The following is a 21,473-nucleotide window of genomic DNA, read 5'->3' on the forward strand; positions in this document are numbered from 1 at the left end:
CAGCTAGCCGGACCAACAGTTAGCAGTGGAGGAAAACGATGAAAGCCTCACCCACCCTTGCCGGCAACCTACAGACGGTGCTTACGGACCTCATCGAGCTGCACCTGCAGGGAAAACAGGCGCACTGGAACCTCGTGGGCACCAATTTCCGTGACCTGCACCTGCAGCTCGACGAGATCATTGCCGCCGCACGGCTCTTCGCTGACCAGGCCGCCGAGAGGATGCGGGCGCTGCATGCCCTTCCGGACGGCCGCAGCAGCACAGTCTCAGCCGGCACCCGGCTGGACGGGTTTCCCGAAGGCCTGACCTCCACGAAACAGACAGTAAAACTCATCACGGCCCGGCTTGAGCGGACAGTCCAGACCATGCGGGATGTCCACGATGAAGTGGATGAGGAAGACCCCACCAGCGCGGACCTGCTCCACGCCGCCATCGAGCGCCTGGAACAGCTGGCCTGGATGGTCAATGCCGAAACCATGGCACCCACCGCCTCCGTCACCGAGCCGGCCGGCGCATAGGCGCCGCCGTCACGATGCCGGAACTTTCCGAGGAACACAGCCAAAAATCCGCCGGGAACGCGGTGCCCGGCCCCAGCGCAGCGGTCCGGCTGTCCGCCGGCAGGGAAGGCCCAGACGGCCTGGATCCCCTGTTCCAGGCCGTCTCTGCCAGCGCCGGTGATGTACCGGCTTTACTTGAGCTGGCCCAGGAGGCCGGAAAACAGTGGCCGAAGCCCGGTGAAGGCAGTACCGGGCTTCTCTGGGAGCTCCTGGCCACTGTGGCCGCCATCGACGTTGCAGCTGCACGCGTCTTTGAGCCGCACCTGGACGCGTTGGCGATCCTGGCCCAGGCAGGGCATGATCCCGCCCGTGCCAGCGGGGCCTGGGGTGTTTTTGCGGCCGAAGGTCCAGGGATGCGGCTCTCGGCGGAACGGAACGGATCCGGGGTGGTTCTGACCGGCTCCAAGCCGTGGTGTTCCCTCGCCCCGCTGCTTGACCACGCGGTGGTCACGGCCCATACGGACGACGGCGGCCGCGCGGCTTTTGCAGTGGACCTGCGCCATGCGGGCGTCGCGTGCGAGGAGCCGGAGTGGGTGGCCAGGGGACTGCAGGAGATCCCAAGCGGGACTGTCCGGTTCAGAAGTGTCCCCGCCGAGCCGCTGCAGGGAACCAACTGGTACTTCAGCCGGCCTGGCTTTGCCTGGGGCGGCATGGGGGTGGCCGCCTGCTGGCTCGGGGGAGCCGTGGGCATCGCCCGCGACTACCGGGACTCCCTCAGCGCGGGACGTCTTTCCGGGCGGGAGCCGGACCAGGTTGCACTTGCCGCACTGGGCGAGCTGGACCGGACCCTGACCTCCGCGCTGGCCTGCCTCGCGGGAACAGCGGAAGGCATAGACCGGTCAGGACAGAGGCCGGCTCAACAGGTGTCCTCTCAGCAGGGGACCGCCGGGGAGCTCTCGCCGTGGAGCAATGCGCTGCGGGTACGCGGAACCTGTGCCGCCGCCGTCGAACGCGTTTTGTCCGTAGTGGGCAGCAACCGGGGGCCGGGACCGCTGGCCTTCGACCGGAAGTACGCAAAGCGGATGGCTGACCTGGCACTGTACGTCCGCCAGCACCACGGCATGCGTGACGACGCCCAGCTGGGCACCTTGACCTTGAAAGGTGACGCGCCGTGGTGACCTTCCTGCACACCGACGAGGGGACTGACGAGGCCGCCTGGTCTGCCCGGGGCCTTCCTGTCATTCCCGAGCTCCCGCTCGCTCCGGAGGAGCTTGCCGCAATGCGGTTCCTGGTCCTCGCCGCCCACCCGGACGACGAAACACTCGGAGCGGGCGGCCTGCTGGCACGGCTTCACGGCCTAGGTGCAGAGGTGGAGGTGCTGCTGTGCACGGCAGGCGAGGCCTCGCACCCCGGATCGGAAACCGTCTCCCGGGAAGAACTGACGGCCCGGCGCCTCGCTGAATTCGCGGCTGCCCTGGCATCCATGGGGCTCACGGACCGCTGGCGGTACCTTGGCCTGCCGGACAGCGGCCTGGCGGAGCGCACGGCGGACATCACCCGTGTGGTCAGGGAAGCCGCCGCAGGGCTCGCCGGCCCTGCAGGCCGGCTCGCCATTGTTGCGCCGTACCGCGCCGACGGGCACGCCGACCATGATGCCCTGGGATCAGTGGCCGCTGCTGTTGCCGCCGGGAACGGCTACGCCCTGCTGGAGTACCCCATCTGGTACTGGCACTGGGCCACGCCCGGGAACCCCGAGTGGCAGTCCTGGGTGAGGCTGCCGCTGGAGCCGGAGGAACAGTCCATCAAGGAACGGGCCATGCAGGAGCATGCCAGCCAGACCACGCCGCTTTCTCCGCATCCCGGTGACGAAGTCCTCCTGAGCGAGTCCTTCCTGCGGCACTTCTCCCGCCCCTTTGAAACCTTCGCCTGGACACCTCCGCAGGAGTTCATGCCCGGAAAACCAGGTGGCCCCGGAACCGTGCCGCACACCAGCAAGGAAGCCCAGGGAATTTTTGACGGCATCCACAACCGGGAACCCGATCCCTGGAAGTACGCCACCAGCTGGTACGAGCGCCGGAAACGGGCGCTGACGGTCGCAGCCTTGCCCTCCGAACAGTATTCCTCGGCGCTGGAGATCGGCTGCTCCATCGGCACGCTGACGGCCGAACTTGCCCCGCGGTGCGCGAACCTGCTGGCCGTGGACGCCAGCGGTGCGGCGCTGGCGCAGGCAGCAGAACGCCTTGCTCCTTTCCCGGGCGTATCAGCCAGGCAACTGACCATGCCCGCCGAGTGGCCTGGCGGGAGCTACGACCTGGTGGTGGTGTCCGAGGTTGGGTACTACCTCACCGCCAGTGAGCTCGAAGCCCTGATCGAAAGGATCAGGCATTCGATGCTCCCGGGCGGCACCCTGCTGCTGTGCCACTGGCGCCACCCCATTTCCGGCTGGGAGCTGGACGGCGAAACAGTCCACACCCGGGTGCGGGACGGGCTGAAGTGGCCCACTGCCGGCCTCTACCGGGAGCGCGACTTCCTGCTCGAAACCCTCACAGTGCCCATGGCGGCGGTGCCTGCGCCTTGACTGCCGTTGACCGGGTGGCCGTGGTGATTCCGGTGCACAACGAGGAGGACCACCTGGGCCGCGCCCTCGCCGGCGTTGAGGCCGCTGCATCCGCGCTCCGGCAGGTCCATCCCCACATTGACCTCCGGGTTCTGGTGGTCCTTGATTCCTGCACGGACGGGTCTGCCGCCATAGCCTCCGCGTACGCCGCCCGGAACAGCTGCTTCTCTGTCCTGGCGGTTGCCTTTCGCAGCGTGGGCAGGAGCAGGCGGGCGGGAATCTGGCAAATGCTCGGTGCGGCCGCAGATACAAGCCCTGGCGCCGTGGCCGGGTTATGGCTGGCCAATACCGACGCCGACTCGGTGGTTCCGGAGAACTGGCTTGTGGGGCAAATCAGGTTGGCTGCAGCGGGAGCCGACGCCGTGTTGGGGTCCGTGGACGTGGATCCTGCCGGGATGGCGCCGGAACTGCTCAGCCGCTGGCAGTCTATGCACTCCTTCGGGGAAGACCACCCGCACGTGTTCGGAGCGAACCTGGGTGTCCGCGGTTCGGCGTACCTTGCGGCGGGCGGGTTCCCGCGGCATCTCTCGCATGAGGACCGGGTGCTGGCAGGGCGGCTGCGGGAGCACGGGTTTGATGTCAGGGCCACCGACACCATCCGGGTGCGGACATCCGGCCGGACGCAGGCCCGTGCCCCAAAAGGCTTCGGCGCCTATCTGCGGACGCTGGGCAGGGACATTGCGCTGGCACCGGAGGCTTAACGCCAGCCCCGGACACCGTGGCTAAGCGGGAGCGTGGCTTAACGGGAAAGGGGGTTGCTGCGTTAACGCAGCAACCCCCTTTCAGCAGGACTACTCCTTACGGAAGGCGTCCTTGACCTTCTCGCCGGCCTGCTTCAAGTCAGCCTTGGCCTGGTCCATCTGGCCTTCGGTCCGCAGGCTTTCGTCATCAGTTGCCTTGCCGGTTGCTTCCTTGGCCTTGCCGGCCATTTTCTCGGCGGCGTTGTCGATCTTGTCGTCCAAACCCATGGCACTTCTCCCTTCGGCTTGTGGCCTGCGGCAATACGCGGGCCATGCTCCCATGCTAGCCAGCCAGCGGTTGCTTCAACAGATGGCTGGCTGCGGCAGGGGAGCGTTTGCAGGAGGGAAAGACCGGTGGGACAGCGTCAGACTAGGTCAGGAGCGCTTGCGACGATGTAGTCGGCTGCTGCCGGGCCGGTCATGGACAGGTTGTTGCTGTCCGGGTTGATGCCGTGGGTATCCAGCGCCGCCCACAGGGCTTCCGGCGGCTGCAGCGGGGCCTTATGGAGGAGGCACCAGCTGGTGTAAAGGCCATATAGCTCATCGCGACCGAGGCCCAGCCCCGGCTCCCTGTCCGCGACAACTGCCTCGGCAAGAAAATCTTCAAAATGTGTAGCAGGCATGTTCGCTCATTCGGGCTCGACCTTGACGCCGCCGTATCTGCTTCAGCGGCCCTGCCGGGCCCCGGAGGGCTCAACAGAGTAATCACGAAGGTATGGCAGGTCGGCTCGCTTTGTCCAGTTAGGCTGCCCAGCCTGGACAGGAAATTCACCCCGGACATGCAAAACACCTCGCGGGGACTTCGACGGCGGGTGAATCGCGCCAGCGGAGCCAGCTGTTTCAGCTGGATCGAGGGGGCCGACGGCGACTGGGGGGACTGGCCTCGGTCTCAGAAGAGGCCATCTCACCGCCGGCCCCGCCTGCTCCCGGGCACCTTGTTAAACCCGGGAAACCTCAACAGGACCTTCAAGACAATTTTCTCCCATCTTGAAGGTCCTGCCTAGTCCCCGCGGAAACGCGCTAGCGGGCGTCGTTGCCGCCCCGTTCTTCATTTCCGCCAAGGGCGCGGTCCCGTACCTTATCCCGTACCCGGTCCCGGTGCGGCTCCCGGGGCTCCTCGGAGTCGCCGCTCCCGTCCTGGCGACGGCCCTCGTCCGAAGAGTCATCCTGGCCGTTTTCGGCGCTGTACTTCTCACGGAGCTCCCGCCCGTGCCGGATGTCCTCTTCCTCCTGCTTCTGCAGCTTTTCGCTCTTCTTGGTGTCCCTCGGGGGCAGCTGGATGGTTTCCTCTGCCTTGATGCCCGCCTGGAGCTGCCGGCCGCGTTCCATCTCGGCGTCGAACTCCGCACCGAAGAGCAGGGACATGTTGAGGATCCAGAGCCACAGCAGCATCACGATCACGCCGCCCAGGGCCCCGTAGGTCTTGTTGTAGTTGCCGAAGTTACCTACATAGAAGCCGAAGCCCAGTGACGCAAGCAGGAAAACAAACAGCGCGATACCGGACCCCAGGCTCATCCACTTGAACTTGGGCTGCTTGACGTTGGGGGTGGCGTAGTAGAGGACGGCGATGATCACGATGATCAGCCCCACCATCACAGGCCATTTGGCGATGTCCCAGATGGTCAGGAATACGCCGCTGAGGCCAATCAGCCCGCCGACCGCTTCTGCCACCGGCCCGCTCAGGACCAGCATGCCGGCCAGGATGGCCACGATGACAACGGCAAGGAGGGTAACCACCAGCATGGTGCCCCGCAGCTTCACAAATGGCCGGCCCTCGTCCACCTCATAAATCCGGTTCATGGCACGGCCGAACGCCCCGACGTAACCCGACGCGGACCACAGGGCGGTGGCAAGGCCAAGAACCAGGGTGAATCCTGCCGCTGGGGCATTTGCCAGGTCCGCCACCACTCCGCCTACCGTGTCAACAGTCTCGGCCGGGACAAATCCGCTGACAATTTGCAGGAGCGCGTCTGTGGTTTTCTGCGGATCACCAAACAGCCCGACCAGGGACACAAGGGCCAGGATGGCCGGGAACAAGGACAACACCGCGTAGTAGGTCAGTGCGGCAGCCAGGTCCTGGCATTGGTCCTTGTTGAACTCCCGGAGGGTTTTGGTGGCGATGTACTTCCAGTTCGGCTTCACCAGGTCCTTGGGACTGTCCGGCTTCCTGGAATCATCGGGGGCCGGGGCCTGGCCTGCTTTGGCCGTGCTGCTCTCGGATGCATCATGAGTGGCCATGGGGTGTCCTCTCGGTAAGGGGCGAAAAACGGACAGGCCGGCTCCGCGGTTGGCGGGGCCGGCCTGTCGGGTAGTGCTGGTGCCTTGCTTGTGCCGCGGTGTGCTGGATGCCGCCTAGGTGTTCTTGACGTGGCCTGCGGCGTCGGTGGCGTGGTCTTTGACGTCGGTGGCTGCGTGTTGGCCTTCGGCTTTGACGTTCTGGGCGGCGTCGGTGGCGGTGGCCTTGACGTTTTCCATGGCTTCCTGGGCTGGTTCCTTGAGGTCCTGGACCATGTCCTTGGCCGCGTCGGTGACCTGGGTGGCCAGGGGCTGGGCTGCGGTTTTGAGCTGGTCCGCGGCTTCGCGTTCTTTTTGGCTGGCCGGGATCAGGGAGGAGATCAGCATGCCGGCGCCGAAGGCGATCAGGCCCGCGGCCAGGGGGTTGCCCTGGGTTTTGGCTTTGACCTGGTCCGGTGCGTTGGAGATCGCTGTTCCGGCGTCACTGAGCTTCGCGGCGGCGGTGTCCTTGGCCCCGTGCAGGGTGTCACCGGTGGAGTGCAGGGCGTTGCCGGTGTGCCCGGCTCCGCTGTGCATGGTGTCCTGGACACGGGTGGTGGTGTGGTCTGCTGCGCCCATGATTTTCTCCTTGACCCCGCTGACCGCGTCCTTCACTTTGTCGGTCTGGCGGTGGACGATGTTTGAGGGGGTGACTTTGTCCGCCACGGCGTCGACGTTGGTGCCCAGGCGTGCGCGGGTGGCTTCTATGTCTGAACGGATTGCGTCCGGGTTATCGCTCATCGGTTTACCTCACCTGGTTTTAGGGTTGGGGGTATTTCGGACAGGGTTTCGCCGGTCTGGGGCAGGCCCTTGATCTGTTTGAGTTCCTTGCGGCCGATCGAGGCCAGGACCGCGGCGATGATGCCCCAGATCACGGCGACGATCAGCGCGGCCCAGCCCAGCGGCATCAGGGCGCCCAGGGCGAACATCAGGCCCAGGGACAGGAAGAGCAGGACGAAGTGTCCTGCCACGCCTGCCCCGGCGAGCATGCCCGAGCCCTTGCCGGCCTTCGTGGCCGACTGCTTCAGCTCAGCCTTGGCCAGCTCGACTTCCTGGCGCATGAGCGTGGACAGGTCACGGGTCACATCCCCAAGCAGCTCACCGAGTGAGGCACTATCAGCCCTCTGGTGCGCCTCACTCGGAGCGGGTTCCGGAATAGAACTACTCATCACAGCCCGCCAGACTGGCCATCCCTGGAACGGTCCCGGGTGAGGGGATCGCCTGCCATGGGATCGTCGGCCAGGTCGCGGTCGCCCAGCGGATCACTGGCGATCCGGTTACCGGACCACGGTTCTTCCACCAGCTGCGGGCTGTCAAGGGGACTGGCGGGACGCGTGGGGTCGGCGTAGCTGCTCCCTGGCGCGCCGCCGTCGTACCCTGCCGTTGTGGTGGCCGGCCCGGGAAGCTGCACCGGGGGCGGAGGAACCGTGCCGCCTGCCGGCACATAGGACTCTGTGTACCGGTCGCCGTACGGCGTTCCGGAGTACAGGCCCGCGGTGCTTGTGGTGCCGCTGGCGGATGAAGATTCCGGTGCCCCGGCCGTGAGGCCGCGGGTGAGCCTGCCTGCCAGGACGCCTGCACCCGCTGCAAGCAGGAGGAAGGTGCCGGGATTGTTGCGGGCATACCGCTGTACTTCGCCGAGAAGGTCGCCAGGCTGCCTGTTCTCCAGCCAGGACGCCATTGAAGAGGTGCGCTCTGCAGCCTGCCGGACCAGGTCGCTGGCCATGCCCTGCTGGTCCGGGGCGGTGGCCATGCTGTGCAGCTGGCTGGAGATATTGCGCATGCCCTCGGCGGCCTTCTGCTGCTGCGTTCCGGCCTGGCTGGTCAGGCCCGACTTCGCCTGGTGCAGGAGATCCTGCGCGCTGGACTTCGCCTCGGACGCCACATGCGCGGCTTCTTCCTTGGCGGTCTGCGCAACGTTCTGGGCAGAGCCCTTCGCCGTGCGGGCAACGTCAGCTGCTTCTTCCTTCGCCGCATCCTTGCGGGACGTCCCGGAGCTGTCGCCGGGCTGGACCGCGCCGTATTGGGGAGTGGCGGCTGACGGGAATGTGGCGGCGGACCGCTCACCCGGAATTCCTGTAGAGGCCGGCGGAGCCGTCGTGGCGGGATCCTCGGGCCATTGGTTCTCTGTCATCTTCGCTCTCTCTTTCCAAGAAGGCCGGTTGTTGATCAAGAACCAGCAGTACTGGCCGTAAAATAATAAGCATGATTACTAATAAAAGGTAAGTACCCTTGCTAAGCGAGTTATAAACGGTTCCAGCAGAGTCAGCCGGAAAGGCGCAGGCCGGTCCGGTCACATCAAGTGGAAAGTGGTGGGTGGTATGGAAACAGCTCCATGGGTTTGGGTGGTAGTCGGCGTCATTGTGGTGGTGCTGGTTGTGCTGCTGTTGCTGGCGGGCGGACGGCGCAGGAAGGCTGTCCAGCAGAAGCGTGATGACGAACAGCGGGCCAAGGCAGCGGAAATCCGCCGCGAGGCCGAGATGAAGGATCTTGACGCCCGGGAGCGCGAAGCGAAAGCTACGCGTGCCAGGGCTGATGCGGAGCAGGCCCAGGTGGATGCGGCCAGGTTGCGCCAGCAGGCAGACCAGCAGGCCATGGAGGCCAAGGCGCTCCGCGACGATGTGAACGAACGGGCGCGGAAGGCGGACGAGCTGGACCCTGACGTCAACGGCGACCGCCGCGGCGAGGTCCACCCCGACCGCCGCGGCGAGGTCCACCCGGACCGCCGCGACCGCGGCAACCGCGAGCGCGCTGGCCACGAAGGTGTGGGAGGCGGCGCTGCTGAGGCAGGCCGCGGCACTGTTGGCCGTGATGATACCCGCGACCGTGGAGGTGTCGCCCAGGCTGGAGACCGCGGCGTTGCCGGCCACGACGGCGTTCGCGACGATTCCGGGCACACTGGCCTTCGCGACGATGCGGCGCACAATGGCGCCCCGGGAGATCCTGCGCACGACGGCGTCCGGGACGATGCGGCGCGGCGGGACCGTACGGCGCGTGGGGACATCGCCGATGAGGGGATCAACCCTGCAGACGGCAGCCGCCGTGACCGGAAGGATCCGCACTCGGGCATCTAGTCCACGGGCGGTGCCGGTTTCCTTGGCTTGAGCACGGGGGAGGGGGTTACTCCTTCCCCCGTTCCCATGCCCTGGAGGACGGCCCGGACGGCGTCGGTAGCTGGTATCGCCGGCTCCCAGCAGAGGATTCGGCGGGCCCGGCCAGTGTCCATGATGGGAGCGCCGGCTGCCATGTCCACCCATCCGGAGTCGGTGGGCTGGAGCCGCAGCCGCCACGTCAGGCCTACGATCCTGTGAAGCAGCCCCATGGGAATGGGCAGGATCCTCCTGGCGCCCACAATGCGGGCGATTTCCTGCGGCGTCAGGACCGGCTCTGCCGCAATATTGAAGGCCCCCGAAGCCCGCTGGTCGATAACGCGCCAGTAGGCATCCGCCACATCATCGGCGTGCACCGCCTGGAAAACCAGGCCGTCCGGGGCGGGAAGCAGCGGAATCCGGAGCTTCCCCGGCAGCAGCCGTGGAATGGCCGGCCCCAGGAAATACCGTCCAATCTCGCTTCCAGCATCGGACTGGAAAATCAGGCCTGGCCGGAGCCTTGCCACCGAGATTCCGGGTTCCGCCGCCATGAACGCGTCCAGGGCTTCTTCCTGCTCCGCCTTGTGCCGGCTGTAGTGGGAGCCCGCCATGCCGTGGACCGGCCATGATTCGTCACGTCTTTGATCTTTGGATGCCTTGCTGTAGGCGCCGACCGACGAGGCGCAGACTACCTGTTTCACTCCTGCCCTGGCCGCTGCCGCCAGCACGTTCCTGGTGCCGGTCACATTGGTGCGGTACAGCTGTTCCAGGTCCCGGTTGGGTTGGATCTGCCAGGCCAGGTGAACCACGGAATCCACGCCTTCCAAGGCGGCGTCAAGCAGAGGCCGGTCGCTCTCCAGGCCCACGTCCAGGGTGTGCCACTCAACGCCGGAATAGGGTTCCCGGCCCGTGTCAGGGCGGCGCCTGCTGATCCCCGTCAGCTTGAAGCTTCCGGGCTTTGCGGCCAGCTCGGCCTGCAACCTGCGGAGGAGTGCTGTTCCGGCATTTCCGCTGGCACCGGTGATGGCGATGTGCATGGCAAGGACTCCTTGGCTGGGCTTCCCGGTACGGCTGACACACCGAGCCTATATCCGGGCAGCATTGTTTTATAAGCAACCTTATGATTTCCTACTTCTAAGTCTTGCCGCAGGCTTTCGGACCCCTACCCGAGGGAACCAACGACAATGCCCGAAAACTTTCCCGCGCTTGCCGTGGATACGATGCCCGTCCACCAGACCCCGTCAGAAATACCGGGAAACAGCCCTTCCGGTACCAAAGCGGGACGGCTGCGCCAAACCTTCGAAAACGATCTGGTCCTGGGCTACCTGGACCTGGCCGAGGCCCTCGCCGCCCGGTTTGAAGCCCGCGGACGCGAACGCGCGGACCTGAACCAGGTTGCCTACCTTGGACTGGTGAAGGCCGCCCGCGGCTTCGACCAGTCCAAGGGCGAGAGCTTTCCCGCCTACGCAGCCCCCACCATCACAGGGGAGCTGAAGCGGTATCTTCGTGACCGCACATGGGTGGTCCGCCCCCCACGGCACATCCAGGACCTGCGCACCCGGATGTTCCGGACGGAACCGGAACTCACCCAGTCGCTGGGCAGGAGTCCCAGCGTTGCCGAGCTGGCCGGGGCCCTCGGTGAAGATCCTGCCGCCGTGCAGGAGGCCATCTCGGCCTCGAGCAGCATGCACCCCGACTCCCTGGATGCTGTCAGCCCGCACTCCGACGCGCCGTCCATTGGCGAGGTGCTGGCATGCCCCGAGACGCCGCTTGAACGCTTGGAAGAGCTGGCCTGCCTGCGTGATGCCATCCAGGACCTGGACCCTGCAGACCGGGAACTCCTGTACCGCCGCTACTTCTGCGAGGAAACCCAGGTGCAGCTGGGAAAGCGGCTGGGCATGTCCCAAATGCAGGTCTCGCGCCGGCTTGCCCGCGTGCTGGTGGCTCTCCAGCGCAGGCTGGAAGACAGTGCCATCCCGGGAGCGGGGGACGAGACGCAAGCGAACACTGCCCGGGGAAATGCAGGCCATGGGGCCCGCATGGCACCGATGCCCGGCGCGTCCTTGCATACCGCCCATGGACTGGGCAATCCTGCCACGTCCGGCAGGAGCGCTGCCCGCAGGGGCACTGCACGGGCGGGGACAAGGTAGCCGCCAGGCTCGCTGGAATCCTGGGTCGCCGCTCCCGGATCCAGTGCGCGTGCATCCCGCAGCCCGCACCCATGGCACGGGAAATCCGCCGCTCCCGAACCGGGCGAACCGACACCTCCACAAGACCGCAGGAAGACCGCCAACAGGCAGGGATAGGCCTATCTTGCCTGTTCAGCGCCGTGGACGAACAACCCACTGAAAGCCGGGAAAATCATTTAGCCCTGTTTAGGAGCAGCAGCAGAGGGGAACAGGGAACACATGGGAAGCACCGAAACATCCAGGCTCAGGGCTGTCCTGTTCGACCGGGACGGGACCCTGGTGGTCGATGTGCCGTACAACGGGGACCCGGACCTTGTCCGGCCGATGCCCGGCGCCAAAGCGGTCCTCGATGCCCTGCGCTCTGATGGAATCGCCACCGGCGTGGTCAGCAACCAGTCGGGCATCGCACGGGGCATGATCACTGCCGACGACGTCGCCAGGGTAAATGCCAGGGTTGAGGAACTGCTTGGCCCCTTTGACGTGTGGGAAGTCTGTCCCCATGCGGAGCAGGACGGCTGCCTGTGCCGAAAGCCCGCACCGGGGATGGTCCACAGCGCCTGCCGGAAGCTCGGTGTCACGGAGTCCGAGGCGGCACTGATCGGCGACATCGGCGCCGATGTCAGGGCTGCGGAGGCAGCGGGCGCTACCGGCGTCCTGGTCCCCACCCCTGTCACGCTTGCGGCGGAAGTGGCTGACGCCCCGCTGGTGGCGCAGGACCTGGCCGGCGCCGTGCGCCTGCTGCAGGAGCGGCGGTAATGGGCCGCGTCCTGGTGGCGCGCCTGGACAGCATGGGCGATGTCCTCCTGGCCGGGCCCGCTGTCCGGGCCGTGGCGAACGGCCGGACGCCGGACGGCAGCGGTGCCAACCACGTGGTGATGCTGTGCGGCAGGCAAGGCGAGGCTGCCGCGGGCCTGCTGCCCGGGGTAGCGGAGGTCTACAGCTGGGACAGCCCCTGGATCATGAATCCCGCACCGAAAATGACCGGCCCGCACGCTGACAGGCTCATCGAATACGTCCGGAACTCCAGGATTACCGAAGCCGTCATCCTGACCTCATTCCACCAGTCCCCGCTGCCGCTGGCACTGCTGCTCCGGTTGGCCGGCGTCGAACGGATCACCGGGGCGTCCACTGATTACGCCGGGTCCCTGCTGGATGTCCGGCTCAAGCCGGGGGAAGACTTCCCGGAAGACCAGCCCGAGGCGGAACGGGCGCTGGGCATCGCGGAGGCGGCAGGGTTCCGGCTGCCCGCGGGCGACGACGGCAAGCTCCGGGTGGCATCCATCCCCGACGTCCGCGACCTGGTGGGGCAGGAACCCTACGTGGTGGTGCACCCCGGCGCGGCCGTGCCCGCAAGGGCCTGGCCCCCGCTGCACCACGCGGCCGCCGTCGAACTCCTCCAGGGTGCGGGGCACCGGGTGGTGGTTACCGGCGGACCGAATGAAACCTCCCTCACCGCAACCGTTGCCGGACCCTCGGCACTGGACCTTGGCGGGCGCACTGACCTGCACACGATGGCTGGCGTCATGGCAGGAGCCGGTGCAGTCATCACCGGCAACACCGGTCCCGCGCACCTCGCGGCCGCTGTCGGCACTCCCGTTGCCTGCCTGTTTTCCCCCGTGGTCCCGGCCATCCGCTGGGCACCCTACGGGGTTCCGCTGGAACTCCTCGGGGACCAGAACGCTCCCTGCCGGATGACCCGCGCCCGCGTCTGCCCGGTTCCGGGACACCCCTGCCTGGACTCCGTTTCGCCCGAGGAAGTGGTGGCGGCAGTGGAACGCCTGATGGGCGGAGTGAGCTCCTTCAGGACCCACGTCAGCACCCGTAGAAAGGCCCGCAACAGATGAGAATCCTGCTCTGGCATGTCCACGGTTCCTGGACGGACGCCTTCGTGCGCGGACGTCATGAATACCTGCTCCCTCTCCTGCCCGCCGGTGGGCCCTGGGGCCTTGGCCGTGCCGGCAGGGACTGGCCCGCATCGGTGCGGGAGGTGGACCTGGCGGCGCTGGACGCGGACGCCGTCGACGCCGTCGTGCTGCAACGCCCGGAAGAAGTTGCTGAAGTCGAGCGCGTGCTGGGCCGCCGGCCCGGGATTGACCTGCCGGCGGTGTACGTGGAGCACAACACCCCGAAGGGCGATTTCCCCTTCACACGGCACCCGCTCGCGGACCAGTCAGCCATCCCCCTGGTGCACGTCACCCACTTCAACCGGCTCGCCTGGGACAACGGGTCTGCGGTTTCGGTGGTGATCGAGCATGGAATACCGGATCCCGGGCAGCTCTATACGGGCGAACTGGCGGAGCTGGGCGTGGTCATCAATGAACCTGTCCGCCGCGGGCGTGTGACGGGAACTGACCTGTTGCCGGCCTTCGCCTCCGTGGCGCCGCTGCAGGTCTTCGGCATGAAGACGGACGGCCTGGCTGCCGCCACAGGCATTGACTCCTCCCGGGTGACGTCCCGCGGCGACCTCAAGACCCAGGAACTGCACCGCGAACTGGCACGGTGCCGCGTCTACGTGCACCCGATGCGCTGGACCTCACTGGGCCTGTCCCTCCTGGAAGCCATGCACCTGGGGATGCCGGTGGTTGCCCTGGCAAGCACCGAAGCACCGCGGGCCGTGCCGCCGGAAGCGGGTGCCGTGTCCGCTGACATCGACGAGCTGGTCCGCTGTGCGCGGCGGCTGGTGGACAATCCGGAGGAAGCACGACGACGGGGAGCCGCCGCGCGTGAAGCGGCACTGGAACGGTACGGGCTGGGGAAGTTCCAGGACCGCTGGGATGAGCTGCTTGGGGACTTGGCCGGCCGGCCCAGGCGCATACAGACCGCCGGCAACACCGGCCTGGACGAGCGGATCCTTGTTCCGGCGCGAGAGAGGAAGACCCCATGAGAATCTCGATGATTTCAGAACACGCCAGTCCTTTGGCGGCCTTGGGCGGGGTGGACGCCGGCGGACAAAACGTGCACGTTGCGGCATTGTCGGAGGCCCTGGCCAAACGTGGCCACCACGTCACCGTCTACACCCGCAGGGACGCAACGGAGCTTCCGGCCAGGGTGCGGGTGGGACGGCGCCTGGACGTGGTCCATGTGGATGCAGGGCCGGCCCGCCACGTTCCGAAGGACGAGCTCCTGCCCTTCATGGGTGAGCTCGCCGACGGCGTGGCCAGGGATTGGAGTCAGCGGCCGCCGGACGTGGTGCACGGCCACTTCTGGATGTCAGGCCTGGCCGCCCTGGACGCGGCCCGGCGCCCCGAGTCCGGGTACCGGGTGCCTGTCATCCAGACCTTCCACGCGCTGGGGACCGTCAAGCGCAGGCACCAGGGCGCCGAGGACACCAGCCCGGGGGAACGCCGCTGGCTCGAACCGGGTGTGGGCAGGTCCGCGGACAGGATTATCGCCACCTGCTCGGACGAGGTTTTCGAGCTCAAGGCCATGGGCATCGACACCGGCAAGATTTCCATTGCCCCCTGCGGCGTGGACCTGGATTTCTTCTCGGCTGACGGTCCCATGGCGGCAAGGACGGCGAGGCACCGGATCCTCTCGGTGGGCCGCCTGGTGCCGCGCAAGGGGGTGGATCTGGTGATCCGGGCACTGCCTTACCTGCGCGAGGCAGGGTTCGACGGCGTCGAGCTGCTGATCGTGGGCGGCGGCGGGGATTCCGGGGTCCTTGACGCGGATCCGGAGGTGCGCCGCCTGCTGGGCCTTGCCGCCGAACTCGGGGTGGCGGATCAGGTGCGGCTGCAAGGACAGGTCTCCCGCAGCGAGATGCCCGGAATCTTCCGCAGCGCTGACGCCGTGGTGTGCGCCCCTTGGTACGAGCCCTTTGGCATTGTCCCGCTGGAAGCCATGGCCTGCGGCGTCCCAGTGGTGGCTGCCGCCGTCGGTGGTCTCCGCGACACAGTGGTGGACCACGGAACCGGGCTGCACGTGCCGCCCCGCGACCCGGAAGCCATCGCCTCCGCCCTGGCCATGCTGCTCGATAATCCTGCACTGCGGACGGAGCTTGGCAACGCGGGCAAGGTGCGCGCCCGCACCCGGTACTCCTGGGACCGGGTGGCCGCCGAAACCGAAAAGGCCTACCAGCTCGCTGTGGCAGGAGCTCCTGCCGGCGTTTCCCCGATGGAAGGAGCGGCGCTGTGACTCCGGAATGGTCCCTTCGTGACGCCGGGCTGGGTACCCTGGCCGCCCCTGCGGCCCTGCCGCCCGTCCTGCCCGGTTCCGGGTTTGTGGACCCGGCAACCGCAGATATCGTCCAGACCCACCTGGACAACGTAGTGCCGGCGCTGGATTCGCTGCGGCGCCAGTCCGGACGCCTGGCCGCCTGGGGAGTGGAGCTTGCGCAGCGCCTGCTGCGCGGGCAGCGCCTCCTGGCCGCAGGGAACGGCGGTTCAGCTGCGGAGGCACAGCATCTCACCGCCGAGCTGGTGGGCAGGTTCGACGGCGAGCGCGTCCCGTTCTCTGCCATCTCGCTGCACGCCGAGTCCTCGGCCGTCACAGCTATCGCCAACGACTATGGGTACGACGACGTCTTTGCGCGCCAGGTGCGTGCGCACGGCCGCTCCGGTGACGTGCTGATGCTGCTTTCCACCAGCGGGAAGAGCCCCAACCTGCTGCGCGCAGCGGAGGTGGCCGCCCGGCTCAACATCACCACTTGGGCGCTCACCGGCGCCGGCCCCAACCCCTTGTCCGAGGCCTGTGACGAGGCAGTGATGATCGATGCCCTTAACGCCAATGCGCAGGAGGGGCACCTGATCGCCCTGCATGCCATGTGCCGCGCGTTTGACCTGGAGGTGGGACGCCGCGGCGTTCCCGACGCCGGCCTGCCGGGGCGGGGAGGCCGGGCATGAGGATCGTCGTGGTGGGGGACGTGATGCTGGACGTGGACCTGTCCGGGGAAGCCACCCGGCTCAGCCCCGACGCGCCTGTTCCGGTGGTGGACGTCTCCGGGGTCAAACGGCGCGCAGGCGGTGCCGGCCTGGTGGCGCGGATGCTGGCGGAGGACGGCTGGCCCGTCACCCTGGTGACTGTCCTGGGCGATGACGACGCCGGCCGGCAGCTTGAAGCGCACCTCGCCGGGGTACGGCTTGTGTCCGGCCCCAGCGGCCATCCCTCTCCGGTCAAGACCCGGGTCAGGGCGGGATCGCACCCGGTGGTGCGCTTTGACCAAGGCTGCGGCAAGGCGCCTGTTCCGGAAGCCAGCCCGGCCATGCTCCGTGCGGTTGAGCAGGCAGGCGTGATCATCGTGGCCGACTACGGCAGGGGCCTGGCGGAGAATCCGCAGCTCAGGGACCTCCTGGCCCGGCTGGCTGACAGCGTGCCTATCATCTGGGACCCGCACCCTTCCGGGCCGGACCCGGTCCCGGGTGTGGCCGTGGTGACGCCCAACCTCGCCGAGGCCAGCAAGGCGGCGGGGGCCTACGCCAACCTCCAGGACGCTGGGACGCAGGACCCGGCAGCCCGGGCCGGCCGGATCCTGATGGAGCAGTGGCAGAGCCGCGCCGTCCTGGTCACCAAGGGCGAGCAGGGAGCAGTCCTGCTGCAACAGGGCAGCGACTCTGCCCAGGCAGTGCCGGCGCCACGGGTGGAAGCGGGTGATCCCTGCGGTGCAGGTGACAGGCTTGCGGCCAGCCTGGCAGTCCACCTCTTGGCAGGCCGCGAGCTTGGGGAGGCAGCCAGGCTGGCAGTCCATGACGCCGCGGATTTCCTGGCCAGCGGGGGAGTGTCCGCGCTGCCGGACCCGGCCGGCCCCACTGCAGCCGCCCCGAAGCCGCGGAACCAGGCAGCCGGCAGGCTCCGCACCAGCGAACCGCTGCTGCTGGCCCGCGCGGTGCGGGACAACGGCGGGACAGTCGTGGCCACAGGTGGCTGCTTCGACCTGCTGCACGCCGGCCACGTCCGGTCCCTCGCCGCTGCACGCGAACTGGGCGATTGCCTGATCGTCTGCCTCAACTCGGATGACTCTGTCCGCCGGCTCAAGGGGCCGGAGCGTCCCATCATCAGCCAGCAGGACAGGGCAGAACTGCTGCTGGCCATGGAGTGCGTGGACGCGGTGATGGTCTTCGATGAGGACACCCCGGAAGCGGCCCTGGAGCGCCTTCGCCCGGACATCTGGGTCAAGGGCGGGGACTACAAGGGTGCCCGCCTGCCGGAGGCCGACCTCGTGGAGAAATGGGGAGGCCGCTGCCTTACCGTCCCCTACCATCCTGCCCGTTCCACCACCGGGCTGGCCGATGCCCTTGCCAAGGTGAGCTGACCGCGGCCCTGCCGCACGTCTTTGTATTCCCACTGATTTGTATTCCCACTGAAAGGAACACCATGACTGCAGAAGTGAATGTGCCTGGAACCAACACCCCCGGCCGCGTGCTCGTCACGGGAGGTGCCTCCGGACTGGGGGCCGCCGTCGTTGACGCCGTCCTTAAGGCAGGCGGCACCCCGGTGGTGCTGGACCGCGACATCAGCAATGTCTCCGCTGTGAAGGCCTTCGAAGTGGACGTCGCGGACCGCGCGGCAGTGGAGGCTGCCGTCAAGGAAGCTGCCGAATCACTGGGCGGCCTGGAGGCCGTGGTCACCGCCGCGGGCATTGACCGCTGCGGGAAACTGGCGGACGTCGAAGCCACTGAATGGGAAAAGGTGATCGGGGTAAACCTCATGGGCACCGTCTCGGTGGTCCGGGCAGCCCTGCCCTACCTCAAGGCCAGCCACGGCCGGGTAGTGACTGTCGCTTCCACCCTGGGCAAGCGGGCCGTAGCCGATGCCACCGCCTACTGCGCCTCCAAGTTCGGCGTGGTGGGATTCAGCCACGCGCTCGCAGCGGAAACCGGCGGTGAAATCGGCGTGACCACCATGATCCCCGGCGGCATGAAGACCCGGTTCTTCGACGACCGCACGGAGCAGTACAAGCCGCAGGACGATTCCCGCCTGAACGATCCCGCCAACACGGCCCAGGCAATCCTCTTTGCCCTGTCACAGCCCACCGGATGCGAGGTCCGCGAAATGCTGATCTGCCACGAGGAAGAGGGCTCCTGGCCCTAAACAGCACAGGCCACCAGACCGGAAAACCGACGGGAGGAACACCATGCCCACCACTGCCACTGAAACACCCACAGACACCGAAGCCGCAGACCGCGCCGGGATCACCATCCGCAACCCTCGTAACGGTGAGGTCCTCTGGACCGTGCCCGAAGCCCAGCCCGATGCAGTGACCCGCGCCGTTGAGGTTGCCCGGAGGGCCGCGGCGGACTGGGCTTCCACGGCCCCGGCAGAGCGTGGAGCCGCACTCCGCAACGCCGCGCGGGCGCTCGATGCTTCCGCCGGCGAACTGGCCGGATTGAACGCCAGCGAAACGGGACGGCCGGTGGAAGAGTCGCTCGCGGGGATCGCGGCCGGGGTTTCCACCTTGGAGCAGTATGCCGAGCTTGGCCCTGTCCATCGCGGCCTCAGCCTGCGCGGCAATCAGCTGGCCTCGGACTACACGGTGGTGGAACCGCGCGGAGTCGCTGCGCTTCTTACCCCGTGGAACGATCCCGTGGCGGTGGCCTGCGGGCTGATCGGCGCGGCACTGGTTACCGGCAACACGGTGGTCCACAAGCCCAGCGAGCGCTGCCCGCGCCTGGGTGAGGCGTTGGGGGAGGTGCTGTCCGCGGCCTTCCCGGCCGGCGTGTTCCAGACGGTCACCGGCGGGGCGGGCGTGGGTGCACTCCTTGCCCAATCCGGGGCGGACGTCATCGCCCACGTCGGATCCAGTGCGGCCGGCGCCACTATTGCGCGGGCCGGCGCCATGACCGGAGCGCATGTCATCCGGGAGAACGGTGGCAATGATCCCCTGCTGGTGGACCGGGACGTCGATCCCGTCTGGGCAGCCGGGCAGGCCGCCATGGGCGCCTTCAGCAACAGCGGCCAGATCTGCGTGGCGGTTGAACGGATCTATGTCCATGAAGCCATCGCCGGGGAGTTTTGCGCTGCGCTTGAGGCGGAGGCAGCACTCCGGAACGGCAACGGCACGGTGGCCCCGCTGGTGGACGAGCGCATGCGCGATGCCGTCCACGCCCACGTCACGGACGCTCTGGAAAAGGGAGCACACGCGCTCGAGGGCGGTTCACTCCCGGACGGGCCGGGCGCGTTCTACCCCGCAACGGTCCTGACCGGATGCACGGACAGCATGGAAGTCATGACGGAGGAGACCTTCGGGCCGGTGGCCCCGGTCCAGGTGGTGAAAACGTTCGACGACGGCCTGCGGCTGGCATGCAGCGGCAAGTACGGCCTCGCCGCCACAGTGCTGTCCGGCAACATCGCCCACATCCAGCAGGCAGTGGCCGCCCTCCCGGTGGGCACCGTGAAAATCAACGAGGTGTTCGGCGGTGCCCCCGGCGGTGCTGCCCAGCCGCGTGGCATCAGCGGCGCCGGCTTCGGGTACGGCCCCGAACTGCTGGATGAGTTCAGCCGGGTCAAAGTGGTGCACATTGCGGCGCCGCCCGAAGCGGCCCCACAGAAGGACCGGCCATGAGCCCGACCTCAGATGCCGTGGACCTTTCGCAGCAGCGCGCCCTCGCGGAGTGGCTGCCGGGGCGTCTGGCCGCCGAACAGCCGGCCATCCTGGTGCTGGGCGACGTCATGCTGGACGGCTGGTGGAGCGGCAGCATTGAGCGGCTGTGCCGAGAGGCCCCCGCACCGGTGGTGGACGTGCAGAACCGCGAGTCTGTGCCGGGCGGGGCCGCGAACACCGCCATGAACCTGGCCGCCCTGGGGGCCCGGGTCTCCGTTGCGGGCATCATTGGAACCGACGACGCCGGCATGGACCTCCGCAACCAGCTGGTGGCGGCCGGGATCGACGTCACCTACCTGCTGGACCACCCGGACATGGTCACCACCACCAAGATCCGCATCAGCAGCGGCGGCCAGGTGATGCTCCGCATCGATGACTCAGCCAGGTCCGTGCCCGCCGAAGCGCTGGCCGAGCTTGCGGCGTCGGTGCGCTCCGCCGTCGAACACCAGCAGGCGGTGATGGTGTGCGACTACGGCACCGGCGTCCTGGCTGACCCTGTCCGCCGGGGCCTGGTGGACGCCCTTGCGGGCAGGGACCGCGGGGAGCCCGGCGTCCGGCCCCTGCTGGTGGTCGACTCCCACGATCCCCGCCCGTGGGCGCCGCTCCGCCCGGACCTGGTAACCCCCAACGCGCAGGAAACGGCGCGGATGCTGGACCTCCGGCTCCCGGAAGGACAGGAGAGGGTGGCGGAGGTAAGCCGGCACGCGGATGCGCTGCTGGAGGCAACGGGTGCGGGGGCCGTGGTGGTTACCCTGGACCGTGACGGCACCGTGCTGCTGAGGCCCGACGGCGTGACGCACCGGACGTGGGCACGCCCGGCTGCCGAAAAACAGGCATCGGGAGCCGGTGACACCTTCGTGGCCGCACTGACCCTGGCCAGATCGGCAGGCCTGCCCCTCACGGCAAGCCTGGACCTGGCGCAGGCAGCCGCCGACGTCGTGGTGCACCAGCCGGGCACATCGGTCTGCAGCACGGCTCAGCTCAGCCGCTACCTGAAGGCGTTCGCGGACACCGCGCTGGAGGCCGGCGAGCTCGAACGGCAGCTGGAGCTGCACCGCGCGCAGGACCAGCGCATCGTCCTGACCAACGGCTGCTTCGACGTCCTGCACAGCGGCCACACCCGCTACCTGAACCAGGCCAAGCAGCTGGGGGACATCCTGGTGGTGGCGCTCAACAGTGACGAATCCGTGCGGCGGCTCAAGGGCGCGGGACGCCCCATCAATGCGGTGGCGGACCGGGCCGCCGTGGTGGCGGCGCTGAGCTGCGTGGACTACGTGACGGTTTTTGATACGCCCACCGCGGCGCCGTTGATCCGGCAGCTGCGTCCCGAGGTCTACGCCAAGGGCGGGGACTACACCCCGGAGATGCTGGCCGAGACGCCGGCCGTGGAGGAATACGGCGGCCGCGTTGCCATCCTGGACTACGTGGCGGACCGTTCCACCACCGCCGTGGTGAACAAGATCCGCGACGGCGAGGGGGCCGTGCAGACCAACTAGGGTTGAGAGCTGGACTGGTTGGTTTTGAGTGAAGC

At 67.7% G+C, this 21,473-nt stretch carries 22 protein-coding genes; 15 read left to right on the plus strand and 7 right to left on the minus strand.

The genetic code is table 11. The features are described from left to right. Window positions 1-38: 38 nt before the first annotated feature. Genes ABRP28_RS18085 through ABRP28_RS18100 form a run of 4 tightly spaced genes read left to right on the plus strand, consistent with a single transcriptional unit; the run spans window position 39 to window position 3,815 of the window. On the plus strand, window positions 39-518 hold the full coding sequence (locus tag ABRP28_RS18085; protein WP_350001022.1) for a DNA starvation/stationary phase protection protein: 480 nt from the start codon (window positions 39-41) through the stop codon (window positions 516-518). A 14-nt stretch (window positions 519-532) separates the two neighbouring features. Further along, a complete protein-coding gene (locus tag ABRP28_RS18090) occupies window positions 533-1,675 on the plus strand; it encodes an acyl-CoA dehydrogenase family protein (RefSeq protein ID WP_350001020.1) in 1,143 nt (380 codons plus the stop codon). Further along, the gene (locus ABRP28_RS18095) at window positions 1,669-3,075 is read left to right on the plus strand and encodes a bifunctional PIG-L family deacetylase/class I SAM-dependent methyltransferase (RefSeq protein ID WP_350001018.1); all 1,407 of its coding nucleotides are present in this window, start codon (window positions 1,669-1,671) and stop codon (window positions 3,073-3,075) included. The genes ABRP28_RS18090 and ABRP28_RS18095 overlap by 7 nt, the downstream gene beginning before the upstream one ends. Continuing rightward, window positions 3,072-3,815 carry a glycosyltransferase gene (locus ABRP28_RS18100; RefSeq protein WP_350001017.1) on the plus strand — a complete coding sequence of 248 codons (744 nt, stop codon included), beginning with the start codon at window positions 3,072-3,074 and terminating at the stop codon, window positions 3,813-3,815. Before ABRP28_RS18095 ends, ABRP28_RS18100 begins: the two co-directional genes overlap by 4 nt. A gap of 90 nt (window positions 3,816-3,905) precedes the next feature. On the opposite strand, the gene ABRP28_RS18105 is transcribed toward ABRP28_RS18100, so the two are convergent. The 6 genes from ABRP28_RS18105 to ABRP28_RS18130 all read right to left on the minus strand — a co-directional run bounded on the left by ABRP28_RS18105 (window position 3,906) and on the right by ABRP28_RS18130 (window position 8,262). After that, the gene (locus tag ABRP28_RS18105) at window positions 3,906-4,082 is read right to left on the minus strand and encodes a CsbD family protein (protein ID WP_231457440.1); all 177 of its coding nucleotides are present in this window, start codon (window positions 4,080-4,082) and stop codon (window positions 3,906-3,908) included. Window positions 4,083-4,219: 137 nt separating this feature from the next. After that, window positions 4,220-4,477, minus strand: coding sequence for a hypothetical protein (locus ABRP28_RS18110; RefSeq protein ID WP_231457438.1), 258 nt, complete (start codon window positions 4,475-4,477; stop codon window positions 4,220-4,222). Window positions 4,478-4,874: 397 nt separating this feature from the next. Further along, on the minus strand, window positions 4,875-6,092 hold the full coding sequence (locus ABRP28_RS18115) for a YhjD/YihY/BrkB family envelope integrity protein (protein WP_350001014.1): 1,218 nt from the start codon (window positions 6,090-6,092) through the stop codon (window positions 4,875-4,877). A gap of 114 nt (window positions 6,093-6,206) precedes the next feature. Then, a complete protein-coding gene (locus ABRP28_RS18120) occupies window positions 6,207-6,869 on the minus strand; it encodes a DUF3618 domain-containing protein (protein WP_350001012.1) in 663 nt (220 codons plus the stop codon). Further along, window positions 6,866-7,297, minus strand: a complete 432-nt coding sequence (locus tag ABRP28_RS18125; protein WP_350001010.1) for a phage holin family protein — start codon at window positions 7,295-7,297, stop codon at window positions 6,866-6,868. Before ABRP28_RS18125 ends, ABRP28_RS18120 begins: the two co-directional genes overlap by 4 nt. After that, the gene (locus ABRP28_RS18130) at window positions 7,297-8,262 is read right to left on the minus strand and encodes a hypothetical protein (protein ID WP_350001009.1); all 966 of its coding nucleotides are present in this window, start codon (window positions 8,260-8,262) and stop codon (window positions 7,297-7,299) included. Before ABRP28_RS18130 ends, ABRP28_RS18125 begins: the two co-directional genes overlap by 1 nt. A gap of 187 nt (window positions 8,263-8,449) precedes the next feature. Here ABRP28_RS18130 and ABRP28_RS18135 point away from each other — a divergent pair, with 187 nt between their 5' ends. Beyond that, the gene (locus ABRP28_RS18135) at window positions 8,450-9,202 is read left to right on the plus strand and encodes a hypothetical protein (protein WP_350001007.1); all 753 of its coding nucleotides are present in this window, start codon (window positions 8,450-8,452) and stop codon (window positions 9,200-9,202) included. Here ABRP28_RS18135 and ABRP28_RS18140 read toward each other — a convergent pair. Continuing rightward, window positions 9,199-10,254 (minus strand): NAD-dependent epimerase/dehydratase family protein, encoded by a 1,056-nt coding sequence (locus ABRP28_RS18140; protein WP_350001005.1) that lies wholly within the window; start codon window positions 10,252-10,254, stop codon window positions 9,199-9,201. The genes ABRP28_RS18135 and ABRP28_RS18140 overlap by 4 nt on opposite strands. Before the next feature lie 147 nt (window positions 10,255-10,401). Between ABRP28_RS18140 and ABRP28_RS18145 the strand changes: the two genes are divergently transcribed. From ABRP28_RS18145 to rfaE2, 10 genes are all read left to right on the plus strand, one after another. Further along, the gene (locus ABRP28_RS18145) at window positions 10,402-11,367 is read left to right on the plus strand and encodes a sigma-70 family RNA polymerase sigma factor (RefSeq protein ID WP_350001003.1); all 966 of its coding nucleotides are present in this window, start codon (window positions 10,402-10,404) and stop codon (window positions 11,365-11,367) included. Between the two features lie 258 nt (window positions 11,368-11,625). Next, entirely contained in the window at window positions 11,626-12,162 is a 537-nt protein-coding gene (locus tag ABRP28_RS18150; RefSeq protein ID WP_350001001.1) for an HAD-IIIA family hydrolase, read from the plus strand. Next, the gene (locus ABRP28_RS18155) at window positions 12,162-13,250 is read left to right on the plus strand and encodes a glycosyltransferase family 9 protein (protein ID WP_350000999.1); all 1,089 of its coding nucleotides are present in this window, start codon (window positions 12,162-12,164) and stop codon (window positions 13,248-13,250) included. Before ABRP28_RS18150 ends, ABRP28_RS18155 begins: the two co-directional genes overlap by 1 nt. Beyond that, on the plus strand, window positions 13,247-14,290 hold the full coding sequence (locus ABRP28_RS18160) for a glycosyltransferase family 4 protein (protein WP_350000997.1): 1,044 nt from the start codon (window positions 13,247-13,249) through the stop codon (window positions 14,288-14,290). The genes ABRP28_RS18155 and ABRP28_RS18160 overlap by 4 nt, the downstream gene beginning before the upstream one ends. Further along, on the plus strand, window positions 14,287-15,540 hold the full coding sequence (locus tag ABRP28_RS18165; protein WP_350000996.1) for a glycosyltransferase: 1,254 nt from the start codon (window positions 14,287-14,289) through the stop codon (window positions 15,538-15,540). The genes ABRP28_RS18160 and ABRP28_RS18165 overlap by 4 nt, the downstream gene beginning before the upstream one ends. After that, a complete protein-coding gene (locus ABRP28_RS18170; protein ID WP_350000995.1) occupies window positions 15,537-16,247 on the plus strand; it encodes an SIS domain-containing protein in 711 nt (236 codons plus the stop codon). The genes ABRP28_RS18165 and ABRP28_RS18170 overlap by 4 nt, the downstream gene beginning before the upstream one ends. Next, window positions 16,244-17,653: a PfkB family carbohydrate kinase gene (locus ABRP28_RS18175; RefSeq protein WP_350000993.1), complete on the plus strand. Its 1,410-nt coding sequence runs from the start codon at window positions 16,244-16,246 to the stop codon at window positions 17,651-17,653. The genes ABRP28_RS18170 and ABRP28_RS18175 overlap by 4 nt, the downstream gene beginning before the upstream one ends. 62 nt (window positions 17,654-17,715) lie before the next feature. Then, window positions 17,716-18,432 (plus strand): SDR family oxidoreductase, encoded by a 717-nt coding sequence (locus ABRP28_RS18180; RefSeq protein ID WP_350000991.1) that lies wholly within the window; start codon window positions 17,716-17,718, stop codon window positions 18,430-18,432. Window positions 18,433-18,475: 43 nt separating this feature from the next. Further along, window positions 18,476-19,903 (plus strand): aldehyde dehydrogenase, encoded by a 1,428-nt coding sequence (locus ABRP28_RS18185; protein WP_350000989.1) that lies wholly within the window; start codon window positions 18,476-18,478, stop codon window positions 19,901-19,903. After that, entirely contained in the window at window positions 19,900-21,438 is a 1,539-nt protein-coding gene (rfaE2, locus tag ABRP28_RS18190; protein ID WP_350000988.1) for a D-glycero-beta-D-manno-heptose 1-phosphate adenylyltransferase, read from the plus strand. The genes ABRP28_RS18185 and rfaE2 overlap by 4 nt, the downstream gene beginning before the upstream one ends. Window positions 21,439-21,473 lie beyond the last annotated feature (35 nt).

Source organism: Pseudarthrobacter sp. WHRI 8279, assembly GCF_040224115.2.
In the GTDB taxonomy this organism is placed as follows: domain Bacteria; phylum Actinomycetota; class Actinomycetes; order Actinomycetales; family Micrococcaceae; genus Arthrobacter.